Origin of the sequence: Streptomyces sp. NPDC004542, from assembly GCF_040610035.1 — a bacterium.
Lineage (GTDB): Bacteria > Actinomycetota > Actinomycetes > Streptomycetales > Streptomycetaceae > Streptomyces.
Map to the genome: position 1 here is coordinate 35,786 of NZ_JBEXLP010000024.1, position 18,698 is coordinate 54,483.

General features: G+C 71.4%; 15 protein-coding genes. 8 read left to right on the forward strand and 7 right to left on the reverse strand.

The genetic code is table 11. The features are described from left to right. Nucleotides 1–646 precede the first annotated feature (646 nt). The gene (glnA, locus tag ABZX30_RS16045) at nt 647–2,008 is read right to left on the reverse strand and encodes a type I glutamate--ammonia ligase (protein ID WP_355933886.1); all 1,362 of its coding nucleotides are present in this window, start codon (nt 2,006–2,008) and stop codon (nt 647–649) included. Nucleotides 2,009–2,335: 327 nt separating this feature from the next. On the opposite strand from glnA, the gene ABZX30_RS16050 reads away from it, so the two are divergent. Then, nucleotides 2,336–3,523, forward strand: a complete 1,188-nt coding sequence (locus ABZX30_RS16050) for a globin domain-containing protein (protein WP_355933889.1) — start codon at nt 2,336–2,338, stop codon at nt 3,521–3,523. 4 nt (nt 3,524–3,527) lie between these two features. Here ABZX30_RS16050 and ABZX30_RS16055 read toward each other — a convergent pair whose 3' ends face one another. Continuing rightward, the gene (locus tag ABZX30_RS16055) at nt 3,528–3,965 is read right to left on the reverse strand and encodes an Rrf2 family transcriptional regulator (protein WP_355933891.1); all 438 of its coding nucleotides are present in this window, start codon (nt 3,963–3,965) and stop codon (nt 3,528–3,530) included. Between the two features lie 145 nt (nt 3,966–4,110). On the opposite strand from ABZX30_RS16055, the gene ABZX30_RS16060 reads away from it, so the two are divergent. The 4 genes from ABZX30_RS16060 to ABZX30_RS16075 all read left to right on the forward strand — a co-directional run bounded on the left by ABZX30_RS16060 (nt 4,111) and on the right by ABZX30_RS16075 (nt 9,759). Then, on the forward strand, nt 4,111–4,785 hold the full coding sequence (locus ABZX30_RS16060) for a DUF3105 domain-containing protein (RefSeq protein ID WP_355933893.1): 675 nt from the start codon (nt 4,111–4,113) through the stop codon (nt 4,783–4,785). Further along, the gene (locus tag ABZX30_RS16065) at nt 4,782–5,408 is read left to right on the forward strand and encodes a DUF305 domain-containing protein (RefSeq protein ID WP_355933895.1); all 627 of its coding nucleotides are present in this window, start codon (nt 4,782–4,784) and stop codon (nt 5,406–5,408) included. The genes ABZX30_RS16060 and ABZX30_RS16065 overlap by 4 nt, the downstream gene beginning before the upstream one ends. 228 nt (nt 5,409–5,636) lie before the next feature. Continuing rightward, the gene (locus tag ABZX30_RS16070) at nt 5,637–7,574 is read left to right on the forward strand and encodes a S53 family peptidase (protein ID WP_355933898.1); all 1,938 of its coding nucleotides are present in this window, start codon (nt 5,637–5,639) and stop codon (nt 7,572–7,574) included. 130 nt (nt 7,575–7,704) lie between these two features. Beyond that, nucleotides 7,705–9,759 (forward strand): NAD(+) synthase, encoded by a 2,055-nt coding sequence (locus tag ABZX30_RS16075; RefSeq protein ID WP_355933901.1) that lies wholly within the window; start codon nt 7,705–7,707, stop codon nt 9,757–9,759. Nucleotides 9,760–9,846: 87 nt separating this feature from the next. On the opposite strand, the gene ABZX30_RS16080 is transcribed toward ABZX30_RS16075, so the two are convergent. The 5 genes from ABZX30_RS16080 to ABZX30_RS16100 all read right to left on the reverse strand — a co-directional run bounded on the left by ABZX30_RS16080 (nt 9,847) and on the right by ABZX30_RS16100 (nt 15,330). After that, on the reverse strand, nt 9,847–10,293 hold the full coding sequence (locus ABZX30_RS16080; RefSeq protein WP_355933902.1) for a hypothetical protein: 447 nt from the start codon (nt 10,291–10,293) through the stop codon (nt 9,847–9,849). A gap of 93 nt (nt 10,294–10,386) precedes the next feature. Next, nucleotides 10,387–11,604, reverse strand: coding sequence for an MFS transporter (locus tag ABZX30_RS16085; RefSeq protein WP_355933904.1), 1,218 nt, complete (start codon nt 11,602–11,604; stop codon nt 10,387–10,389). Nucleotides 11,605–11,707: 103 nt separating this feature from the next. Then, entirely contained in the window at nt 11,708–12,766 is a 1,059-nt protein-coding gene (locus ABZX30_RS16090; protein WP_355933905.1) for an endonuclease/exonuclease/phosphatase family protein, read from the reverse strand. A 193-nt stretch (nt 12,767–12,959) separates the two neighbouring features. Beyond that, a complete protein-coding gene (locus ABZX30_RS16095; RefSeq protein WP_355933907.1) occupies nt 12,960–13,589 on the reverse strand; it encodes a TetR/AcrR family transcriptional regulator in 630 nt (209 codons plus the stop codon). 151 nt (nt 13,590–13,740) lie between these two features. Next, on the reverse strand, nt 13,741–15,330 hold the full coding sequence (locus tag ABZX30_RS16100) for an MFS transporter (protein WP_355933909.1): 1,590 nt from the start codon (nt 15,328–15,330) through the stop codon (nt 13,741–13,743). 192 nt (nt 15,331–15,522) lie between these two features. Between ABZX30_RS16100 and panB the strand changes: the two genes are divergently transcribed. From panB to ABZX30_RS16115, 3 genes are all read left to right on the forward strand, one after another. Beyond that, nucleotides 15,523–16,389: a 3-methyl-2-oxobutanoate hydroxymethyltransferase gene (gene panB / locus ABZX30_RS16105; protein ID WP_355933911.1), complete on the forward strand. Its 867-nt coding sequence runs from the start codon at nt 15,523–15,525 to the stop codon at nt 16,387–16,389. Between the two features lie 440 nt (nt 16,390–16,829). Then, nucleotides 16,830–17,855: an ATP-binding cassette domain-containing protein gene (locus ABZX30_RS16110; RefSeq protein ID WP_355933913.1), complete on the forward strand. Its 1,026-nt coding sequence runs from the start codon at nt 16,830–16,832 to the stop codon at nt 17,853–17,855. After that, entirely contained in the window at nt 17,852–18,682 is an 831-nt protein-coding gene (locus ABZX30_RS16115; RefSeq protein ID WP_355933915.1) for an ABC transporter permease, read from the forward strand. The genes ABZX30_RS16110 and ABZX30_RS16115 overlap by 4 nt, the downstream gene beginning before the upstream one ends. The last annotated feature ends 16 nt before the right edge of the window (nt 18,683–18,698 follow it).

Consider the following 18,698-nt stretch of genomic DNA (forward strand, 5'->3'; position numbering starts at 1 on the left):
CCCCTCCCCGATGCCTGGCGTGAGCTGCGTCGCGATACGACGCGTACGACGGAGGGGCGTGGATGTCGGTGGAGGGCGAGGCGGTACGGCCCAGGAGCGAGGCGGACGAGCCGGGGTGGGAGGTCGACCCGGCCGCCGCGTATCTCCTACCTCGAAACCTCACGGGCCGTGCTCGACGGTGCCGACCTGGGCCACCCCACCGGGTCGGTGACCCGTGCCCGCACAGCGCGGTGAAGCAGGAAGCCCCCGGAAGGGTCGGACGACCCAGGCCTAAATCCCTGGACTGTGGGCCAGGGAGCACGTCAAGCGTGCGCCCTCGCGTCACCTTCGCCAGAACAGGTGGTGCGCTCACGCCACTCGGGCTGGGCACGGCGACGCCTACTGCGCGAAGATCGAGCAGGCCGCCAGATCGGCCGCGCCGCTCAAGGCGCAGAAGGGCTGTGCGACCTGACTTGATGTGCGAGCGGCATGATGCCGACCGTGAGTGCTGACGTGTCGCAGCGTCCGGTTCCCGATGAGCTCTGGCAGTGCGGCTGTCTTGACGGCCCGGGGACGGCCCAGAAGGGGTACGAAGCCATGGGACCGTCGGTGCATCGACCGACGGCCCCCGATGCGAAGACGGCAGTGAACCCGCCCTGACCTGCGCTTACAGCACCGGCAGGTTCTTGCGCAGCTCGAACGCCGTGACCTCCGAGCGGTACTCCTCCCACTCCTGCTTCTTGTTCCGGAGGAAGAAGTCGAAGACGTGTTCGCCGAGGGTCTCGGCGACCAGGTCGCTGGTCTCCATGAGGGCGAGGGCCTCGCCGAGGTTCTGCGGGAGGGGCTCGATGCCCATCGCGCGGCGCTCGGCGTTGGAGAGGGCCCAGACGTCGTCCTCGGCGCCGGGCGGGAGCTCGTAGCCCTCCTCGATGCCCTTGAGGCCGGCCGCCAGGAGGAGGGCGTAGGCGAGGTAGGGGTTGGCGCCGGAGTCCAGGGAGCGGACCTCCACGCGCGCGGAGCCGGTCTTGCCGGGCTTGTACATCGGGACGCGGACCAGGGCCGAGCGGTTGTTGTGGCCCCAGCAGATGTAGGAGGGGGCCTCGCCGCCGGCGCCCGCGGTGCGCTCGGAGCCGCCCCAGATGCGCTTGTAGGAGTTGACCCACTGGTTGGTGACCGCGGAGATCTCGGCGGCGTGGCGCAGCAGGCCCGCGATGAAGGAGCGGCCGACCTTGGAGAGCTGGTACTCCGCACCCGACTCGTAGAACGCGTTCCGGTCGCCCTCGAACAGCGACAGGTGCGTGTGCATGCCCGAGCCCGGGTGCTCGGAGAACGGCTTCGGCATGAAGGTCGCCTGGACGCCCTGCTCCAGCGCCACCTGCTTCATGACCAGGCGGAACGTCATGATGTTGTCCGCCGTGGAGAGCGCGTCGGCGTAGCGGAGGTCGATCTCCTGCTGGCCCGGGGCGCCCTCGTGGTGGGAGAACTCCACCGAGATGCCCATCGACTCCAGCATGGTGATCGCCTGGCGGCGGAAGTCCATGCCGATGTTCTGCGGGGTGTGGTCGAAGTAGCCCGAGTTGTCGGCGGGCGTCGGGCGGGAGCCGTCCAGGGGGCGGTCCTTCAGCAGGAAGAACTCGATCTCCGGGTGGGTGTAGAAGGTGAAGCCCAGGTCGGAGGTGCGGGCGAGGGCGCGCTTGAGCACGTAGCGCGGGTCCGCGAAGGACGGGGAGCCGTCCGGCATGAGGATGTCGCAGAACATGCGGGCGGTGCCGGGGGCCTCGGCCCGCCAGGGCAGGACCTGGAAGGTGGAGGGGTCCGGCTTGGCGATCATGTCGGACTCGTAGACCCGGGCGAAGCCCTCGATGGCGGAGCCGTCGAAGCCGATGCCCTCGTCGAAGGCCTGCTCCAGCTCGGCGGGGGCCACGGCCACGGACTTGAGGAAGCCCAGCACGTCCGTGAACCACAGCCGTACGAACCGGATGTCGCGCTCCTCCAACGTCCGGAGCACGAACTCCTGCTGCTTGTCCATCTTCCGCTTCCCCATCCTTGCTGGTCAGGCCGCCTGTCCCCGGTCCCACGGGAGGCGGTCGGGCACCTGAGCATCCCACCACAACACGGTTTCGCGCGTGTTGCCGACCTTGATCGTCCGGCCGTCCGCGGCCGGAACGCCTCGCGTACGGCAGGTGTACTGCTCTGAGCCCATCTTGCCTGCTCGCACCGACATCCGTAATGGCCGACCCGTTTCCCGCGTGAGCGACGCCACGTCCTCATAATTTGCATCTCAAATGCAACTTTAAATAGCGTGTGGATCAGTGCCGGGCCCGCCTCGGGCCCGTCGAGCCACGAGGAGTCCGTCATGCTCTCCGAGCAGTCCGCAGCCACCGTCCGCGCCACGCTCCCCGTCGTCGGCGCCGCCATCGGCGAGATCACCGAGCGCTTCTACGCCGGGCTCTTCGCCGCCCACCCCGAACTGCTGCGGGACCTGTTCAACCGCGGCAACCAGGCGGCCGGCACCCAGCGCCAGGCCCTCGCCGGTTCCATCGCCGCCTTCGCCACGTACCTCGTGGACCACCCGGACCAGCGCCCGGACGCGATGCTGGGCCGCATCGCCCACAAGCACGCCTCCCTCGGCGTCGCGCCCGAGCAGTACGCGGTCGTCCACGAGCACCTCTTCGCCGCCATCGCCGAGGTCCTCGGCGAAGCCGTCACGCCGGAGGTCGCCGCCGCCTGGGACGAGGTGTACTGGCTGATGGCGAACGCCCTCATCGCCATCGAGAAGCGGCTGTACGAGGAGAGCGGCAGCCGCGGGTGGCGGGAGTGGGAGGTCGTCGAGCGCGTCCCCGAGACCGCCGACGTCATGACCTTCCGGCTGCGCCCGGTGGACGGCGGACCGGTACGGGACTTCCGCGCGGGACAGTACGTCTCCGTCGGCGTGAAGCTGCCCGACGGGGCCCGGCAGATACGGCAGTACAGCCTCTCCGGCGCGCCGGGGACGACGGTGCGGCAGATCAGCGTGAAGGCGGTGCGCGGCGACGCGGCCCCCGGCGGCGAGGTCTCCCACCACCTGCACGCGCGCGTGCAGGTGGGCGAGGTCCTGCAGCTGTCCGAGCCGTACGGCGACCTCGTCCTGGACGACGTCACGGACACGCCCCTGCTGCTCGCCTCCGCCGGCATCGGCGTGACCCCGATGGTCGCGATGCTGGCGCAGTTGGCGGAGACCGGCCACAGCGCCCCGGTCACCGTCGTGCACGGCGACCGCTCCCCCGCCGACCACGCCCTGCGCGCCGACCACGAGGCGTACGCGGCGAAGCTCCCGGACGCGGCGGCGCACTTCTGGTACGAGGAGCAGGCCCCGGAGGAAGGGCGGTCCGGGCTGGTGGACCTGGGCGGCATCGCCGTGCCGGAGGGTACGCGCGCGTACCTGTGCGGCCCGCTCCCCTTCATGCGCGCGGTGCGCACCCAGCTGATCGGCAAGGGCGTGGCCCCCGCCGACATCCACTACGAGGTCTTCGGCCCGGACCTGTGGCTGGCCTCCCGGGGCTGAGCCCTCAGGACGGCCGGGAGATCTCCAGCAGCAGCGGTCCGGTCGGCGCGGTGACCATGTCCGCCACCGTGAGCGGGTCCAGCGAGGCGTAGAACGCCTCCTGGGCCCGCCGCAGCGCGCCCCGCAGGCGGCACGCGGAGCTCAGGGGGCAGGGCGTGGCGCCGCCCTCGCAGTCGACCACGTCGCCCTCGCCCTCGAAGGCGCGCACCACCGCGCCCACCGACGCCGTGCGCCCCCGCTCGGTGAGCGCGAGCCCGCCGCCCCGGCCGCGCCGGGCGTCGACCAGGCCCATGTGCTGCAACTCGGCGACGACCTTCGCCGCGTGGGTGTAGGGAACGTCCATGTCCCCCGCGACCTCCCGGGTCGTGGGGGTGGCCCCGCCGGCGACGGCGAGCCGCATGAGCATCCGCAGGGCGAGGTCGGTGGAGCGCAGCAGCCGCATGGCAGCCAGCGTAGATAATGCGCATCCCGCGTTCAACTTATCGTTTCCCGCCGTTTCCGCCGCCCTCCCTACGGCGGACGGCGCTCCCCCGACTACGATCAGCGGGCCCCACCCGTCCCTGCCCTTTCCCCAGAAGGACACCGCCATGGGTTCCGCGAAGAACACCAGCAACGCCGCGCGCACGGCGCGAATAGAAGAGATGCGGCGCGCCGAACAGGCCCGCGAGCGGCGCAACCGGGTGCTCACCGTCGCCGCGAGCGTGGTGGTGGTCGCCGGTCTCGTCGTCGGTGGCGTCGTGCTGGTGCGCTCGCAGTCGGACAGCGGCAAGGACACGGCGGGCGACTCCAAGGGCTCCGGGGACTCGGGCCACTTCGTCACCGGCGAGGACGGCGTGCGGACCTGGTCCGGCAAGCTGTCCCGGACGCACGTCACCACGGCCGTGAAGTACCCGATGCGCCCGCCCGTGGGCGGCAACCACAACCCGGTCTGGCTGAACTGCAACGGTGACGTCTACACCTCGCCGGTGAAGGACGAGAACGCCGTGCACGCGCTGGAGCACGGCGCGGTCTGGGTGACGTACACCGCCAAGGCGAAGAAGGCCGACGTGGACGCGCTCGCCGCCAAGGTGAAGCAGACGCCGTACACGCTGATGAGCCCGTACGAGAACCAGGCGGCGCCGCTGATGCTGTCGGCCTGGGGCCACCAGCTGACCGCGAAGAGCGCCGACGACCCGGCGGTGAACAAGTTCTTCGCCACCTACGTCCAGGGCAAGCAGACTCCCGAGCCGGGTGCCTCGTGCACCGGCGGGACGATGAAGTGACGCGGCTCGTCGGCTGGGCCGCGGGCGCCGCGGCGGCGGTGCTGGTCGCGGCCGGGGCGATCACGTACGCGGTGGCCGAGGACGGCGGTTCCGCCGCGAGCACGCCGGGCGCGGAGTCGGCGGACGCCGGGTTCGCGCGGGACATGGCGGTCCATCACCAGCAGGCCGTGGAGATGTCGTACCTCGTGCGCGACCGCACGAAGGACGAGGAAGTCCGGCGGCTCGCCTACGACATCGCGCAGACCCAGGCCAACCAGCGCGGCATGCTGCTGGGCTGGCTCGACCTGTGGGGGCTGCCCAAGGTGTCGGCGAACCCGCCGATGACCTGGATGGGCATGGGCGACATGCCCGCCGGCAAGGACGGCGCGCTGATGCCGGGCATGGCCACCAACACCGAGCTGAAGAAGCTGCAGGGCCTCAGCGGCAGGCAGGCGGAGGTCTTCTACCTGCAGCTGATGACGGACCATCACAAGGGCGGCGTCCACATGGCCGAGGGCTGCGTGGCGAAGTGCGCCGTCGGCGTGGAGAAGAGGCTCGCGCAGGGCATGGTGGACGCGCAGCAGTCGGAGATCCAGCTGATGGCGGGCATGCTCAAGGAACGCGGGGCGCGAGCGCGTTCGTGACACGCCCAATCGCCCAAGAGGGACGAAAGCACCAAATCCCCCTGCGTGACCGTTCCTTGGTTTTCTCTTGACTGTCACGTTTACCTGGCATGAACGGTTCATCGAAAGAGTGGCCCCCATCGTGTGATCCATCGGGCCGAACCGCCGCGGGCCCGGCACGGACCGCCGATGACCAACCACACATGCCTACATGCGCCTCACATCGCGAGGTGCATCGCAGGGGGTTACATGAGATCCAACCGCGCCAACCTGCGCGCCGTGAGCCTGGCAGCGACACTGCCGATGGTCGCCGGTGCGCTGGCGCTCGGCATACCCGCGGCGCACGCCGCGGGCAACCCGGGACGCGACACGCTCGCGGGCACCAAGCCCGCCTGGGCCACCGCGAAGGCGGACAAGGGCGCCGCCTCCGACAGCGCCCAGGTCCACGCCCGGGTCTACTTCGCCGGTCGCGACGCGTCCGGCCTCGCGGCCTACGCCAAGGCGGTGTCCGACCCGGGCTCGCCGCAGTACGGCAAGTACCTCAGCGCCAAGCAGGCCCAGGCCCGCTACGGCGCCACCAAGGCCCAGGTGGCCGCCGTCAGGTCCTGGCTGAAGTCGGCCGGGCTGAAGGTCACCGGGGGCACGCGGCACTACGTCACCGTCACCGGTGACGTGGCCGCCGCCGAGAAGGCGTTCGGCACCCAGCTGCACAACTACGCCAAGGGCTCCAAGACGTACCGGGCGCCCGCGAAGGCGGCCTCGGTGCCGGACGCCCTGAACGGCGCCGTCCTGACCGTCACCGGCCTGGACAACGCGCCGCACAAGGCGAACCACAAGGACCAGCTGCCGCCGCCGGACGCCGTGTTCAAGAACTCCGGGCCGTTCTCCTCGTACTACGGCTCGAACGTCGCGAGCACCCTGCCCGACGCGTACGGCTCGAAGATCCCGTACGCCGTCAAGGGCTACACCGGCAAGCAGCTGCGCGCCGCCTACGGCGCCGGCACGTACACCGGCAAGGGCGTCCGGATCGCCATCACCGACGCCTACGCCTCGCCGACCATCGCCTTCGACGCGCAGACCTACGCCGGCAAGCACGGCGACGCGGCGTGGAAGACCGGTCAGCTGCACCAGGTGCTGCCGAAGAAGTACACCAACACCGAGGAGTGCGGGGCGGCCGGCTGGTACGGCGAGGAGACCCTCGACGTCGAGGCCGTGCACGCGGTCGCGCCGAACGCCGACGTCACCTACGTGGGCGGCGCCTCCTGCTACGACGACGACCTGCTCGACTCGCTGAGCAAGATCGTCGACCATCACCTGGCCGACATCGTCTCCAACTCCTGGGGCGACATCGAGGCCAACCAGACGCCGGACCTGGCCGCCGCCTACGACCAGGTCTTCCAGTTCGGCGCGGTCGAGGGCATCGGCTTCTACTTCTCCTCCGGCGACAACGGCGACGAGGTCGCCAACACCGGTGTGAAGCAGGTCGACACCCCGGCCAACTCGGCCTGGGTGACGGCGGTCGGCGGTACCTCGCTGGCCGTCGGCAAGGGCGACAGGTACCTGTGGGAGACCGGCTGGGGCACCGAGAAGGCCCCGCTGTCGGCCGACGGCAAGAGCTGGACCGGCTTCCCCGGCGCCTTCACCTCGGGCGCGGGCGGCGGCACCAGCAAGACCGTGGCCGAGCCCTTCTACCAGAAGAAGGCCGTCCCGGACGCGCTCGCCAAGGCCAACAGCGCCACCGGCAACCGCGTCGTCCCGGACATCGCGGCGATCGCCGACCCGAACACCGGTTTCAAGGTCGGCCAGACCCAGACCTTCCCGGACGGGTCGCAGCAGTACAGCGAGTACCGCATCGGCGGCACCTCGCTGGCCGCGCCGGTGATCGCGGCCGTCCAGGCCCTCGCCCAGGAGGCGCACGGCGGCACGGCGCTCGGCTTCGCCAACCCGGCCATCTACGCCAAGTACGGGTCGAAGGTGTACCACGACGTCACCGACCACCCGGCCGGCAAGGACCTCGCGGTGGCCCGCGTGGACTTCGCCAACGGCTACGACGCCACCGACGGCCTGCTGACCTCGGTCCGCAGCCTCGGCAAGGACAGCTCGCTGTCCGCGGTGAAGGGCTACGACGACGTCACCGGCGTGGGCACGCCCGCGAACGGCTACGTCGAGTCGTACAAGCGCCACTGAGGCACCGCCGGCCGACGGCACCTTGAGGGGGCGCGGGGTGGCACACACCCCGCGCCCCTTCGCCGTGTCCGTGGCGGCGCACCACCCCCCCGCACCCCGATCGCGTCGCTCTGACGATTACACTGGCCCCGTGCCTCCGTCGAACTTCTGGTCCATCTATCAGCACGGCTTCGCACGCGTCGCCGCGTGCACGGGCCACACCGTCATCGCCGACCCGCACGCCAACGCCGAAGCGGTCCTGCGCCAGGCGCGCCGGTGCGCCGACGAGGGGGTCGCCGTCGCCGTCTTCCCGGAGCTGGGGCTGTGCGGCTACTCCATCGAGGACCTGCTGCTCCAGGACGCGCTGCTCGACCAGGTCGAGGAGGCGCTCGGGACGGTGGTCGCCGGGTCGGCCGAGCTGCTGCCGGTGCTGGTCGTCGGTGCCCCGCTGCGCCACCGCAACCGGATCTACAACTGCGCGGTGGTCGTGCACCGCGGCCGGGTCCTCGGTGTGGTGCCCAAGTCGTACCCGCCGAACTACCGGGAGTTCTACGAGCGCCGGCAGATCGGCGACGGCGCCGACGAGCGCGGCGGCTCGATCCGCGTCGGCGGCGAGGCCGTGCCGTTCGGCGTGGACCTGCTGTTCGCGGCCGGGGACGTGCCCGGTCTCGTGCTGCACGCGGAGATCTGCGAGGACATGTGGGTGCCGGTGCCACCCAGCGCGGAGGCGGCCCTCGCCGGTGCGACCGTCCTCGTCAACCTCTCGGGCAGCCCGATCACGGTCGGGCGGGCCGAGGACCGCAAGCTGCTGTGCCGCTCGGCGTCCTCCCGCTGCCTCGCCGCCTACGTCTACGCCGCGGCCGGCCTCGGCGAATCGACCACCGACCTGTCCTGGGACGGCCAGGCCATGGTGTACGAGAACGGCGTGCTGCTGGCCGAGACCGAGCGGTTCCCGCTCGACGACAGTCACGCGGTGGCCGACGTGGACCTCGACCTGCTGCGGCAGGAGCGGCAGCGGATGGGCACGTTCGACGACAACCGCCGTACCCACACGGCGCGGACCGACGACTTCCGGACGGTCGCCTTCGCACTCGACCCGCCGCTCACCGACCTGGGGCTGCGCCGTCGCCTGGAGCGCTTCCCCTTCGTGCCGGCCGACGCCGACCGGCTCGCCCTGGACTGCTACGAGGCCTACAACATCCAGGTCGCGGGCCTGCAGCAGCGCCTCGCGGCCATCGGCGGCCCGAAGGTGGTCATCGGGGTGTCCGGCGGCCTCGACTCCACGCACGCGCTGATCGTCGCCGCCCGCGCGATGGACCGCGCCGGCCGCCCGCGCAGCGACATCCTGGCCTTCACCCTGCCCGGCTTCGCCACCAGCGACCACACCAAGGACAACGCCCACAAGCTGATGAACTCGCTCGGCGTCACCGCGGCCGAGCTGGACATCACGCCCACCGCGCGGCTGATGCTCGAGGAGATGGGCCACCCGTTCGCGTCCGGCGAGCCGGTGTACGACGTCACCTTCGAGAACGTGCAGGCGGGCCTGCGCACCGACTACCTCTTCCGGCTGGCCAACCAGCGCGGCGGCATCGTGCTGGGCACCGGTGACCTGTCGGAGCTGGCGCTCGGCTGGTCCACGTACGGCGTGGGCGACCAGATGAGCCACTACAACGTCAACGGCGGTGTGCCGAAGACGCTGATCCAGCACCTGATCCGCTGGGTCATCAGCAGCGGCCAGTTCGACGAGGAGACCGGCCGGACGCTCGCCGCGATCCTCGACACCGAGATCAGCCCGGAGCTGGTCCCGGGCGAGGAGATGCAGTCCACGGAGTCGAAGATCGGCCCGTACGCGCTGCACGACTTCACCCTCTTCCACGTACTGCGCTACGGCTTCCGGCCGTCGAAGATCGCCTTCCTGGCCTGGCACGCCTGGCACGACCCGGAGTCCGGCGCCTGGCCGCCGAACTTCCCCCAGGCCAAGCGGGTGGCGTACGACCTGCCGGAGATCCGGCACTGGCTGGAGGTCTTCTGCCGCCGCTTCTTCGGGTTCGCCCAGTTCAAGCGCTCGGCCATGCCGAACGGCCCGAAGGTCTCGGCCGGCGGCTCCCTCTCCCCGCGCGGCGACTGGCGCGCCCCGTCGGACGGCAACGCGCGGGCGTGGCTGCGGGACCTGGCGCGGTTCGACATCCCGGAGGGTCGTGGGTGAGGGGCCGTGGGCCTCTGCATCGGCGCACAGCGATCCGCGCCTGTACCTCGCGGAGTTGCGAGGCGGCCGAACCGGAGCAGCCGTCTGTCACCCGGAGCGGGAGACCAGTTCGCGCACCCGTCGAGGATCAGGGTTGACGTGCGGCTGCCCTGCCACGACGACGGTCGGCACGGTCTCGTTGCCGTCGTTGACCGCCCGCACGGCCGCGGCTCCGGCCGGGTCACGCCAGATGTCGACCCAGTGCAGCCGGCGGGCGCGACGGCCCAACCGCAGGCGCATGCGCATGCGCATGCGCAGACAGTACGCGCATCCCGGCCGCCGGTGGACGACCGGCCGGCCGTCGGCCGCACTGCGGCGGGCCTCCACCGCTCCGGTCGACCTCGGGAAGACGAGGGGCGAGTTCGGGCCCGCGCGGAGCACGAACACCGCAAGGGCCGGCACGGCGGCGCCGGCGCTCCCCGCCAGAGCCGACGCGGTCGCGACGACCGAGCCGCAGAGCACGAACAGCATCGGCAGGATCCAGGCGCGGGTCACGGAGACGAAGGCTGTCGCCCGGCAGCGGCCGGGGCGACGCGAAGGGGCGCCCGGTGACCTCCGGGCGCCCCTTCCCCGTGTCCGCGGGCCGGGTCAGCGGGTGAGGCTCTCCGCGTGCTCCGGCCGGTGCGCGGCGACCACGCGCTCCCGCCCGCCGTACGGGACCTGCCGCCGGTCCACCGCGTACGCCACGCCGGCCACGCCCAGGCCGAGCGCCGCCAGCGCCGCGCCCGCCAGCGCCGGCGAGGTGACGCCGAAGCCGGCCGCGAGGGCCAGGCCGCCGATCCAGGCGCCGCCGGCGTTGGCCAGGTTGAAGGCCGCCTGGTTGGCGGAGGAGGCCAGGGAGGGCCCGGCCGACGCCTTCTCCATGACCATCAGCTGCAGCGGGGAGCCCGTGACGAACGCCGCCACGCCGAGCAGGGTCACCGCGGCCGCCGCGCTCCACTCGGCGCGCATCAGCACCGGGAAGAGGAGCAGTACCGCCCCGAGCGAGGTGAGGCCGCCGAACAGGGTGCCGCGCAGCGAGTGGTCGGCCAGCCGGCCGCCGAGCAGGTTGCCGGCGGTGGCGCCGACGCCGAACAGGGCGAGCAGCAGCGTCACGTCGGACGCGGCGAACCCGGCGGAGTCCGTCAGCATCGGCGTGATGTAGCTGTACGCCGAGAACAGGGCGCCGAAGCCGGCCACCGTGGTGCCGAGGGCCAGCCAGACCGGCAGGGAGCGCAGGGCGGCCAGTTCGCCGCGCAGGCCGGTCTTCGGGGCGTGGGTGTGGTCGTGGGGGATGAACAGGGCCAGGGAGGCTATCGCCGCCAGGCCGATCGCGCTGACGCCCAGGAACGTCGCCCGCCAGCCCAGGTGCTGGCCCATGAGGGTGGCGACGGGGACACCGGCGACGTTCGCCACCGTCAGGCCCAGGAACATCAGGGACACGGAGCGGGCCTTGCGCTCCGGCGGCGCCATGGTCGTCGCGACCACCGCGCCCACGCCGAAGAAGGCGCCGTGCGGCAGGCCGCTGAGGAACCGGGCGGCCAGCAGCGACGCGTTGCCGGGGGCGAACGCGGAGAGCGCGTTGCCCACGACGAACAGGGCCATCAGGCCGATCAGCACCGTGCGCCGGGACATCCGCGCGGTGACCGCGGCGAGCAGCGGGGCGCCGATGACGACGCCCAGCGCGTACGCCGAGACCAGGTGCCCGGCGCTGGGGATCGAGATGTGCAGGTCGTCCGCGACGTCGGGCAGCAGGCCCATCATCACGAACTCGGTCGTACCGATGCCGAAGGCGCCCACGGCAAGGGCTAGCAGGGCCAGGGGCATGAGAGACCTTTCAGAGGGTGTTCCGTACAGATGCTCGACTTCTCAGTCGTCTCGCTATGTTCAAGTACGGAACAAAGACGCTCAGGGGCGGTATTCCAGCAGGTTAAGAACCGGTTGCCGATGTGGTGACCTTCACACGTGCCGCCACCGGAAGATGGTCGCTGCCCGTGCGCGGAAGGGTCCAGGAGCTCTCCGGCTGGATGCCCTTGACCATGATCTGGTCGATCCGGGCCATCGGGAACGACGCCGGCCAGCTGAAGCCGAAGCCGCTGCCCGCCGCGCCCTGCGTCGAACGCATCTGGGAGGTGACGGCGTTGAGGGCGCGGTCGTTCATCGTGCCGTTCAGGTCGCCGAGCAGCACGACGTGCTCGACCGTCTCGTCGGCGATGGCCTCGCCCAGCGCGTTGGCGCTCGTGTCGCGCTGCCGGGCGGTGAATCCGGCCTTGATCTTCACCCGCACGGACGGCAGATGGGCGACGTACACCGCGACCGGCCCCTCGGGGCTCGCCACCGTGGCGCGCATGGCCCGCGTCCAGCCCAGCTTGATGTCGACGGCCCGGGCGCCGCTCAGCGGGTACTTGCTCCACAGCCCGACGGTGCCCTGCACCGAGTGGTACTTGTACGTCGACGCCAGCGCCGTCTCGTACACCGGCACGGCGGACGCCTTCAGTTCCTCCAGCGCCAGCACGTCCGCGTCGGAGGCGGCCACGTCCCGCGCGGTGCCGGACGGGTCCGGGTTGTCGGCGTTGACGTTGTGCGTGGCCACCACCAGATCGCCGCCGCCGCCCGACTTGTCGGTGAGCAGCCCCCCGAAGAGGTTCAGCCACACAATCCCCGGCAGCAGCACGGCGATCAGCGCCGTCGCCGACTTCCGCAGCAGCCCCAGCACCAGCAGCACCGGGACGGCCAGCCCCAGCCAGGGCAGGAAGGTCTCGGTCAGGCTGCCGAGGTTGCCGATCCGGTTGGGGATGCGCGAGTGCACCAGCATCACCAGGGCGAGCAGCAGCGCGAGCACGGCGAGGACGACGCCCCGGCGCCAGATGCGCGGATCGCCGCGCCAGCCGTCCAGGAACCGGTTCACCAGGCGTCGAAGCCGGGATCCCCGACGCTCGGGCCCCGAGCCGTCGTTGTCCGTCTCCGTCACGTACGCCTGCTGTGCCATACCGTCTGCCTCACTGCCTGCCGTGCACACCGTCGTCCCCTGTGTTCTTCCGACCCTAGGGGATGATCGGTCTCGTTCCCGCCCTCCCGTGGCGGCCGTACGGGCACGAGGACGAAGAAGTCGGCGCGGGGAGTTCCGGTTCGCGGGCGGTCGGCCCGCACTGTGACGAAACGCGCACATTCCGGTTGCGGCCTCAGGCGGTCGGTGGGCTGACGGGCCGTAGGCCCTCGAGAACCGTGTCGACGATCTCTTCCGCGAGCCCTTCGGGGAGGTCGGCGTCGGGACGCATGACCGTGCGGGTGAGCATGGGGCCGACGAACAGGTCGTTGGCCAGTTCGAGGTCGACGTCCGCGCGGAGTTCGCCGTTCAGTTGCCCCCGGCGCAGGACCTCAAGGCCGAGGTTGCGCCGGGGAACTATCACGCTGGCGTGGTAGGCGGCCCAGATCTTGGGGCTGCTCTTCATCTGGACGTGCGCGTTGTGCAGGATCGCCGACGACCGGTTGACCAGGCCGCGTCGGCGCAGCGACTCCAGCAGCACGACCAGGTCGTCCCGCATCGAGGTGCCGGGGAGCTCGGGGTCCTCGGGTTCGGCGGTGCGCATGGCGTCGACGAACAGCTCTTCCTTGCCGCTCCAGCGGCGGTAGATGGTCGCCTTGCCGACCCCGGCGGTGCGGGCGATGCGCTCGATGGAGAGTTCGGCCAGCGGCACGCCCTCCTCGAGGAGCTTCACCACGCCCTCGAGGATGGCCTGCTCCACCGCTTCACTGCGGGGGCGGCCCCGGGTGGGGCCGCACGGCCGGGGCCGGCTGTCGGCAAGGCTCACGTCGTTCCGTCCTTTCGCCTGCTGCGCTCCGATTGTCGCGCAGCTGCCTCCTCCCCCGTTGGTCCTGTTCCCCTGATCGAGTCCGCCTGACCGAGCTCGCCTGATCGAGTCCCCCTGACCGAGCTCGCCTGACCGAGTCTCTCCCCGTCGGCTACTCCCCCGCCGCCACCAAGTGCGCCTCTTCCTGGTCCTCCTGACGCGCCGGCGCCTTGCCCGGCAGGAAGAGGGCCACCACGACCGCGCCGATGAGCGCGACGCCGGTGCCGCACAGCGCGGTGACGTGCATGGCGTGCAGGAAGGCGTCGTTGGCCGGGCCGACGAGGGCCTCGCCCTGGGGACCGAGCTTCTCGGCGACGCCGAGGGTGGCCTCGACGGACTCGCCCGCCGTTCCCCTGAGGCCGGCCGGCAGCAGGCCCAGCTTGTCCTCGATGCCGTTGCGGTAGGCGGTGGACAGGACCGAGCCGAGCACGGCGATGCCGAGGGCGCCGCCGACCTGGCGGAAGGTGTTGCTGAGGGCGGAGGCCGAGCCGGCCTTCTCCCGCGGCAGGGCCTGCATGATGACGACGGAGGTCGGGGTCATGATGTGCGCCATGCCGGTGCCCATGAGGAAGAAGACGACCTCCAGCACCCAGATCGGCGTGTCGGCCTCGAAGCCGGCGAAGGCGGCCAGCGTCGCCGCGATCACGATCAGGCCCGCCGTGGTGGTGGCCCTGTTGCCGAAGCGGTCGACCACCAGCCGGGCGCGCGGTGCGAAGATCATCTGGGCGGCGGCCAGCGGCAGCATCAGCAGACCGGACTGCAGCGGCGAGTAGCCGCGCACGCTCTGGGTGTAGAAGACCGAGAAGAAGGTCACGCCCATCAACGCGAAGAAGACCAGCGCGATGGCGCTCATGGCGGCCGAGAAGACCTTGTTCTTGAAGTAGGTGACGTCCAGGGACGGGTGGTCGCTGCGCTTCTCGAAGATCACGAAGCCGGCGAGGACGGCCAGGCCGGCCACGATGGTCGCCAGCACCTTGGCGTCCGTGAAGTCGGCCAGCTCGCCGCCCTTGATGATGCCGTAGACGAGCAGGACCAGGCCGACGACGGACAGCACGACGCCGACGGGGTCGAGGCGGCCGGGGCTCGGGTCGCGGGAGTCGGGCACCAGCCACACCATCAGCGCGAGCGCGAGGATCACGATGGGCACGTTGATGAGGAAGACCGAGCCCCACCAGAAGTGGTCGAGCAGCAGACCGCCGGTGATCGGGCCGATGGCGATGGCGAGGCCCACGCCGCCGGCCCAGATGCCGATGGCCTTGGGCTGCTCCTCGCGCTCGAAGACGTTCATCAGGACGGCGAGGGTGGCGGGCATGACGAACGCGGCGCCGAGGGCCATCAGGGCGCGGTAGGCGATGAGCTCGCCGGGTGAGCCCGACTCGGCGGCCAGGGCCGAGCCGATACCGAACACCAGGATCCCGCCGAGCAGGACCTTCTTGCGGCCGAGCCGGTCGCCGATGAGGCCGGAGGTGAAGAGCAGACCCGCGAAGACGAGGGTGTAGGCGTTGATCGCCCATTCGATCTCGCTCTGGGTGGCGCCCAGACCGGTCGGCGCCGGGGTGGAGATCGTCTTGATCGCGACGTTCAGGATCGAGTTGTCCAGCACCACGATGAGCAGGCTCAGCATCAGCACGCCGAGGATCGCCCAGCGGCGCCGGTGCACCTCTTCCGGTATCCGGCGGGCTGGTACGGCAGGAGTAGTCATGACGCCAGAGCCTAGGGCAATTCCAATACGGTACCGTCTCGTATCTGAATTCCTTTACCGAGGCCTTACGCTCGGGCCGTGCGCCAGGGATCACGCGGGGTCCCTCTGGCCCCGAGTGGCACGAGGTGCCACCATGGAGGCGGTCCGGGGACGCCGTCAGGGCGCCTCGAGATGACGTTAGGAGCCGTTGCAATGACGCAGCTCTCGGCTGCCCAGACGAAGCCCTCCGACGGCAGCAGGACGCTGTACGGGGGCAAGGGCACTCGCCGCATCACCGTCCGCGACATCGCCCTCGCCAAGGAACGCGGCGAGAAGTGGCCCATGCTCACCGCCTACGACGCGATGACCGCGTCCGTGTTCGACGAGGCGGGCATCCCGGTCCTCCTGGTCGGCGACTCCGCCGGCAACTGCCACCTCGGGTACGAGACGACCGTGCCCGTCACCCTCGACGAGATGACCATGCTGTCGGCGGCCGTCGTCCGGGGCACCGACCGCGCCCTGATCGTCGGCGACCTGCCCTTCGGCTCCTACCAGGAGGGCCCGGTGCAGGCGCTGCGCTCGGCGACCCGGCTGGTGAAGGAGGCGGGCGTCGGCGCCGTGAAGCTGGAGGGCGGCGAGCGCTCGCACGAGCAGATCCGGCTCCTCGTCGAGTCCGGCATCCCGGTCATGGCCCACATCGGCCTGACCCCGCAGTCCGTCAACGCCATGGGCTACCGCGTGCAGGGGCGCGGCGAGGAGGCGGCCCAGCAGCTGCTGCGCGACGCCAAGGCCGTGCAGGACGCGGGCGCGTTCGCGGTGGTGCTGGAGCTGGTGCCGGCGGAGCTGGCGGCCGAGGTGACCCGGGTGCTGCACATCCCGACCGTCGGCATCGGGGCCGGGCCGGAGACGGACGCGCAGGTCCTGGTGTGGACGGACATGCTCGGGCTGACGTCCGGGCGGGTGCCGAAGTTCGTGAAGAAGTACGCCGATCTGCGTGAGGTCATGGGCGGTGCGGTGAGGGCGTTCGCGGAGGACGTCGTCGGCGGGGCGTTCCCGCTGGAGGAGCACTCCGTCCACTAGGACCATGGCCCGCACCGAGCGGCAGCCCGCCGATCTTCCCCCGTCGGCGGGCTGCCGCGCTGTCCGCCCGGGGGGTTTCTCGCCCCCGCCGCCCCTGCCCGTCCCGTCCCAGGGGCTGCGCCCCTTCGACCCCGCCAGGGGGGCCGCGCCCCCTGGACCCCCGCGGGGCTCCGCCCCCGCACCCCGCCGGGGCTCGGCCCCGGACCCCGTGCGCCTGAACGGGTGAGAAGGGGGGCCGCGCCTGCCGGCCGACTCGCACGGGTGGTGGGTGGGCACAGGTCCGGGGGTCTCGGGGCGGAGCCCCCACAGGGCTGAACCGCCCGGGCCTCGAACACCGGCCGGGCCCAGAAGAGAGGCCCGCACCTTCCGGTCGACCCGTGTCGGAGCCGTGTCGGTGGGCTGTAGGTGGTCTGTCGGTCGGGGCTGGCACCGTCATCGGCATGAAGCGAATCGACAACGACCCCACCGGCGCGGGCCACGCCGTCACCGTGCGGGGACTGGTCAAGCACTACGGCGAGACCAAGGCGCTGGACGGGGTGGACCTGGACGTGCGCGAGGGCACCGTGATGGGTGTGCTCGGGCCGAACGGAGCCGGCAAGACCACCCTCGTGCGGATCCTGTCCACCCTGCTGGCCCCCGACGCCGGCCGGGCGACCGTCGCCGGCTACGACGTCGTACGGCAGCCCCGGCAGCTGCGCCGGGTGATCGGGCTCACCGGGCAGTACGCCTCGGTGGACGAGAAGCTCCCGGGCTGGGAGAACCTGTACCTGATCGGACGGCTGCTCGACCTGCCCCGCGGTCAGGCCCGCGCCCGCGCCGACGAGTTGCTGGAGCGGTTCTCGCTGACGGAGGCCGCGCGGCGGCCCGCGGGAACGTACTCCGGCGGTATGCGGCGGCGCCTCGACCTGGCCGCCTCGATGATCGGCCGGCCCGCCGTCCTCTACCTGGACGAGCCGACCACCGGGCTCGACCCGCGCACCCGCAACGAGGTGTGGGACGAGGTCAAGGCCATGGTCGGGGAGGGTGTCACCGTCCTGCTGACCACCCAGTACATGGAGGAGGCCGAACAGCTGGCCTCGGAGCTGACCGTGGTGGACCGCGGCAGGGTCATCGCGAACGGCGGCATCGAGGCGCTGAAGGCCAAGGTCGGCGGGCGCACCCTGCGGGTGCGGCCGGCCGATCCGCTGGAGCTGCGCCCGCTCGCCCGCATGCTCGACGAGCTCGGCGTCACCGGCCTCGCCGCCACCACCGTCGACACCGACAGCGGCACCCTGCTGGTGCCGGTCCTCAGCGACGAGCAGCTGACCGCCGTGGTCGGCGCGGTCACCGCGCGCGGCATCACGATCTCCGCCATCACCACCGAACTGCCCAGCCTGGACGAGGTGTTCCTGTCCCTCACCGGCCACCGTGCCAGTGCCCCGCAGGACGCCACGCCCGCCGACACCCGCCAGGAGGTCGCCGTATGAGCGCCGCCACCCTCACTCCGGCGGCCGCGGCCGCCCCGCCGTCCGACACTCCCATCTCGCCGCGCGCCCATCTGCGCCACACCGGTGCGCTCATCCGCCGCAACCTGCTGTGGATCCGGCAGGACCCGGAGTCGATGTTCGACGCCGTTCTGTTCCCGGTGGTCTTCACGCTGCTGTTCGTGTATGTCTTCGGCGGCTCGATCGGCAAGTCCCTGGGCGGCGGCCAGGACCAGTACGTGCAGTACGTCGTGCCCGGCCTGATGGCCATGATGGGCATGAACATGGCCCAGGGCGTGGGCACCGGCTTCAACCAGGACTTCAACTCCGGTGTCATGGACCGCTTCCGGTCGCTGCCCATCGGCCGCGGCTCCGTCCTCTTCGCCAAGATAGCGGTGGAGCTGATGCGGATGCTGTTCGCGACCGCGGTGCTGATGGTGGTCGCCGTCCTCGTGGGCTACGACATCCACCACTGGACCGGTCTGCTGGCCTCCGTGGGGCTGTCCGCGGTGTTCGGCTCGGCGCTGATGTGGGTGTTCCTCACGCTCGGCGTGATGATGAAGAACGCGCAGTCCGTGCAGGCCATGGGCTTCCTGGTGCTGATGCCGCTGCAGTTCGGCTCGTCGATCTTCGCGCCGACCGCCTCGATGCCGGGCTGGCTGCAGAACTTCACCGACTACAACCCGCTGTCCGCGCTGGCCGACACCGCGCGCGGTCTGATGGAGGGCGGCCCGGTCGCGCACGACCTGTGGGTGACGCTGATCTGGTCGGTGGGGCTCACCGCGGTGATCGCACCGGTCGCGATCCACAAGTTCCGCACCAAGAACTGACGCCGCGCCGGCCCGG